The sequence below is a fragment of the Streptosporangium amethystogenes genome (assembly GCF_000721075.1).
Classification (GTDB): domain Bacteria; phylum Actinomycetota; class Actinomycetes; order Streptosporangiales; family Streptosporangiaceae; genus Streptosporangium; species Streptosporangium amethystogenes.
In genome coordinates this window covers 1-4,483 of record NZ_JOEQ01000089.1, presented here as the reverse complement: position 1 = coordinate 4,483, position 4,483 = coordinate 1, and the positions used below count along the sequence as shown (strand labels likewise).

At 68.1% G+C, this 4,483-nt stretch carries 5 protein-coding genes; 2 read left to right on the top strand and 3 right to left on the bottom strand.

The annotated features are described in order from the left end of the window. Window positions 1–159: 159 nt before the first annotated feature. Window positions 160–519: a transposase gene (locus tag IG98_RS46185; RefSeq protein WP_211264379.1), complete on the bottom strand. Its 360-nt coding sequence runs from the start codon at window positions 517–519 to the stop codon at window positions 160–162. A gap of 162 nt (window positions 520–681) precedes the next feature. Continuing rightward, window positions 682–1,203, bottom strand: coding sequence for a helix-turn-helix domain-containing protein (locus tag IG98_RS0143465; RefSeq protein WP_245651965.1), 522 nt, complete (start codon window positions 1,201–1,203; stop codon window positions 682–684). A gap of 776 nt (window positions 1,204–1,979) precedes the next feature. Here IG98_RS0143465 and IG98_RS0143460 point away from each other — a divergent pair. Next, window positions 1,980–2,216, top strand: a complete 237-nt coding sequence (locus tag IG98_RS0143460; RefSeq protein WP_030926309.1) for a pentapeptide repeat-containing protein — start codon at window positions 1,980–1,982, stop codon at window positions 2,214–2,216. Between the two features lie 130 nt (window positions 2,217–2,346). On the opposite strand, the gene IG98_RS46180 is transcribed toward IG98_RS0143460, so the two are convergent. Then, window positions 2,347–3,351 carry a pentapeptide repeat-containing protein gene (locus IG98_RS46180; protein ID WP_157594890.1) on the bottom strand — a complete coding sequence of 335 codons (1,005 nt, stop codon included), beginning with the start codon at window positions 3,349–3,351 and terminating at the stop codon, window positions 2,347–2,349. 320 nt (window positions 3,352–3,671) lie between these two features. Between IG98_RS46180 and IG98_RS49910 the strand changes: the two genes are divergently transcribed. Further along, window positions 3,672–4,082 carry a WD40 repeat domain-containing protein gene (locus IG98_RS49910; RefSeq protein WP_084196094.1) on the top strand — a complete coding sequence of 137 codons (411 nt, stop codon included), beginning with the start codon at window positions 3,672–3,674 and terminating at the stop codon, window positions 4,080–4,082. The last annotated feature ends 401 nt before the right edge of the window (window positions 4,083–4,483 follow it).

The window sequence follows — 4,483 nt, the reverse complement described above, 5'->3', positions numbered from 1 at the left end:
CCGGGTTTCGTCGCTCGTCGGCGCCCGCCGCGGTGGACGAGACCCGCATTCGGAACTGGCGCCCGATATGGAACTGCCTTGTTTTCGAGATGTCTACCGGGTGCCGGCGTCGGCCTGGCCCACCCCGTTGGCTTGATTACTGAGTCTAAATTTTCAGGGTTAGGCCAGTTCGAAGGGCAGACCGGTCTCGTTGAAGAAGCCGGTGATGAGGTCGGGCCGGTATTGCATGCGTTTCAACCGGGTCTTGATGATCGCGTTGAGGGCGTCCAGGCCGGTGACCGCTAGGTTGCCCAGCCCGTTGCGGAGGTTGGCCCAGATGCCCTCGGCCGGGTTGAGCTCAGGAGCGTAAGCAGGCAGTCGGTAGACCGTCAGCCAATCACGGGCGGCGATGTATGACTGCATCGCGGCGCTGATGTGGGTGTTCAAGTTGTCCCACACCAGCACGATCGGCGCGCCGAGCTGCTGGTGGGCGGCGTCCAGCAGGTAGGCGTAGTCACGTTCGGCGAAGCTGCGGCTCACCCTTGTGGCCTCGATGCAGCCGGATCCGGTAGATCAACCGGCTGCGCCGATGAGGTTTGCAGCAGACCGGGCCGACGATCGATACCCTGCCCGAGCCCTTGCCCGACACGGTCACCACCGGCGGGTGTCCCCGCCGCGACCACGTGCGTGCCCGGGGCGGTCTCAGGATCTGGCCGGCTTCATCTTGGAAGCAGATCCACGCGCCCTGAGCCGCCGCCGTCCTTTTATCCGCTGCCACTGCTCGGTCTTCCACCAGGTGATCACCACCTCGTCACGCTCGGCGGCCCGGTGCACGCTCATCTGCGGCGACCAGCCCATCCGGTGCAGCAACAGCGACACCCCGCGCAGGCTGTAGCGGATGTGAAACAGCCTGGCGATCAGCTCGGCGATCCGAGCCAGTGTCCAGCGCTGATCTTCGATCCAGCCGTGGGCGGCCGGTCCGGCCTTCAGTTCGGCCTCCAGCCGCTCGCGCTGTTCCTCGTTCAGCCGACACGGCCACCCGGCCGGTCCTTTGGAGGCCAGAGCCGCGGTTCCCCAGGCCTGCCAGCTGCGATACCAACGGCTGGCCGACATCGGCGAGACCCGCAGCAACCGCGCCACCTCGGCCTGCGACGTCCCCTGCGCGAACATCTCCGCCGCCTGCAGCCGCACCGCCTCACGTCGCGCTCGATCTTTGGCGGTCAATCCACCGCCTTCCGGATATCTCATAACTCCGGCATACCGAACGTACGGTCATCTAGCGGTCATAAATCACCATCGATGATCTAACTCCCGAGCTTCAATCTCAGTAGCCCTTTCCGGCGTACTTGGTCTGCCCCCCTCACGGGAATGCCCGAGCGGCAAGTGACGCTGTGCTCGCCAGGGTGGCCGGTCACAGTTCGCCAACGCCGCGGACCATGCCGCCGCACGGGCTAAAGAAGTAGCGAGCCTGGAGGGTATGAGGTTCTGGCGGTGGGTTGCCCGGTCCGTTCTGGCCCTGCTGGGCGTGATCCTGGTGGCGGGGCTGGCCTGGGTGCTGGGCCCGGGGGCGGCGTGGGTACTGGAGCACTTCGACGGGGTACGCGGCCTGGCCGGTAAGGATCTGGCGGCGGCACTGGACGCGGTCCGCGGACGGGCGCTGGCGATCGCCACCGGGCTGATCGCGCTGGTGGCGGTGTACTACACCGCGCACAACGCCGACACCGCGCGGCGCACCTTCAAGCTGAGCGAACAGGGCCATGTGACCGACCGCTACACCAAGGCGATCGAGCAGCTCGGCTCCGACAAGCTCGACATCCGCTTGGGCGGCATCTATATGCGCTGGAGCGCATCGCCCGCGACTCGGCCCGCGACCATCCCACGGTCATGGAGGTGCTGGCCACCTTCGCCGGGAGCACTCCCGAGACGTCGCAACCGGCGAAGCGGAATTCGCGCTGCCGCGGCTTGCGTCGCTGCGGACGGATCTTCAGGCCGCTCTCACCGTGATCGGCCGGCGCACCGTCACCCAAGACCCGCCCGGCATGAGAATCGGCCTCTTCAACGCGAACCTCGCTCGCGCGGACCTCTCCGGCGCGGGCTTCACCCGCGCGCGCCTCACCCGCGCAGACCTCGCCGACGCGTACCTCAACGACGCAGACCTCACCCGCACGAACCGCACCGGCGCGGTTTTCACCGGCGTCGTCGGCCTGCCTGCGCGTCTGTGGCCCGAGTCGGGGTGACCGACGCGTCCCGGGGGCGGGGTGGCCCCAAGGTCGGCGGGAGGTGAGGGTGCCCGCTTTGCCCGGCTCGGAACAACTCCCGGGAATAGGTACTCCATAGAAACGGCGAAACCTTGGGTACATGACGGGCTCAAGGAAGGTTCGCAGCATCGCTCCCGGGTTCGCCGTCCTCGGCCGGTTGGGAGTCGGCTTGCGTCACGGGTTGCGATGGCAGACGTAGTCCTGGCGCCTGGTTGGGAAGCCCGCTAGGGGGACAGGACCAATCGACAGCTTCGGTGAAGTCGACGTCGCCGCCGGAGAAGATGGCGCCGGTGAACCACACGTCGCCATCGGAGAACTTCGCGCCGCCGAACCAGACCAGGCCGCCGGAGAACTCCGCGCCCTCGAACCACACGTCGCCACCGGAGAACTCTGCGCGGTCGAACCGGACGTTGCCGCCGGAGAAGATGGCATCGGTGAAGTCGGCGCCGTTGTCGAAGACGACTCCAGTGAAGTCCAGATCGGTTCCGCTCCAGGAGATGGGGGCGCTCTCGCGCAGGTGGGTGGCGATGAGGCGGAGGATGGTGGCACGGACCTCGCTCATGGCCCGCCAGGTGCCGTGCCCGGCGGGGTCGTGCTCGGCGCCGGGTTCGGGTTCGGGGGGCATGCGCAGGTATGCGCACAGGACGTCGATGCACATCTGGCGGCCGCCGGGCCAGTCGTCGGCGAGGGCGGCCAGGGCGTGGACGCCGGCCAGGCGGACCGCGGGGGCGTCGGAGCCGAGTTTGTCGGTGGCCTTGTCGAAGCGTTCGGCATACAGCTTGGTGTGCTCGCGGGCCTCCCCGACCTCGGCGAGGCGCTGTTTACGGTAGGCGACGACCAAGGCGACGATGCCGCCGACGCCGGCGACCACGGCAAGGGAGATCTTGACGATCTCCAGCAGGTTGGTGACGTCGAGCTTGCCGTGGGGGAGGTCGGGTGAGCCGAGCCCGATCAGGGCGAGCACGAACAGCCCGGCGGTCGCGGCGGCGGCCAGGACGAGAGTGAGCCCCAGGGCGAGGCTGATCGGGACCAGGGGCACAGGCCGGTGTGGCCGGGAGGCGGAACGACGGCGCCGGGGGAGCAGGCGCGGAAGTCGGCGGGGGAGGCGCGGCATATGTGCCACGATGCCGGGCGCAAGCCGTGGCCGGGAAGATGATCGGGAGGCCGTTGGCGGATCGTGTTCCCGAGCTCCGGAACGCCGTTCACAAGGGCACAAAGATAACTCACGGGAATGCGGTTTCCCGCAAGTTATCCCCCGGTACGGCCGGGTTTTCCGGGGCGCACATCGGGGTCTGGGCGGTAATGCCGGGCCCGCCCGGCGCGCGACGCGCTGCGGAGCCGTTCGCCGCCGGCGAGCCGCTCGGCCCGGGCGGGCGGAAGGCGATGCAGGCACCTTCAAGTCGATCTCAAGCGTGATCTTCTACACCTACGGGGGTGACCACGACCCCTCCGCGGCAGCGCCGCTCACTATCTCGCCGCACCCTGCTCCTGGGCGGGCTCGGCGCCCTGGCCGCCGTCGGCGTGCCGACCACGATCGCCCTCACCCGCACCCCCGCCCCCACACCGAGCACCCCCGACCTCACGCCGAACGCCACCCTCACCGGCCACACCGACAGTGTCTTCTCGGTGGCCTTCAGCCCGGACGGCAAAACCCTCGCCACCAGCAGCTACGACGACACGGTGCGGTTGTGGGACGTGGCCGGCCGCAAAACCATCGCCACCCTCACCGGCCACACCGACGATGTCGAGTCGGTGGCGTTCAGCCCGGACGGCACAACCCTCGCCACCGGCAGCCACGACAACAACGTGAAGCTGTGGGACGTGGCCGGCCCGCTGATCCAGTAGCTCATCACCGCTTCAGCCCTACCGCCACAATCCGGTCCGATCCTCCCCGGAGGCCGGCGCGGGTCAAGGGGGGCGGCCGGAGTAGGGGGCCGCCGGAGTACGCCAGAAACACACCGCGCCACTACATCCCCGCAGGCCATCGCTACCATGTCCGGCCGAGCTGGCCTGAGCATGTACCGGATAACGTGCCCGAGTCGCGCGGCGGCCATCTTCACACCACTGCTGGTCAACAGCACCATGACGTCGGCGACGTACGTGATAACGGTCCCTTATCCGGTACATCGCCCCGCCCCGCGGTGTCCTTCTGCCGTATTCGTGTGTCCTGAACGTGAAGGAGAGTTCGATATAGGCGAATTATCTGGAGCGATGCTGCTCGAACGATGAAGGTTTGGCCCTTCGGA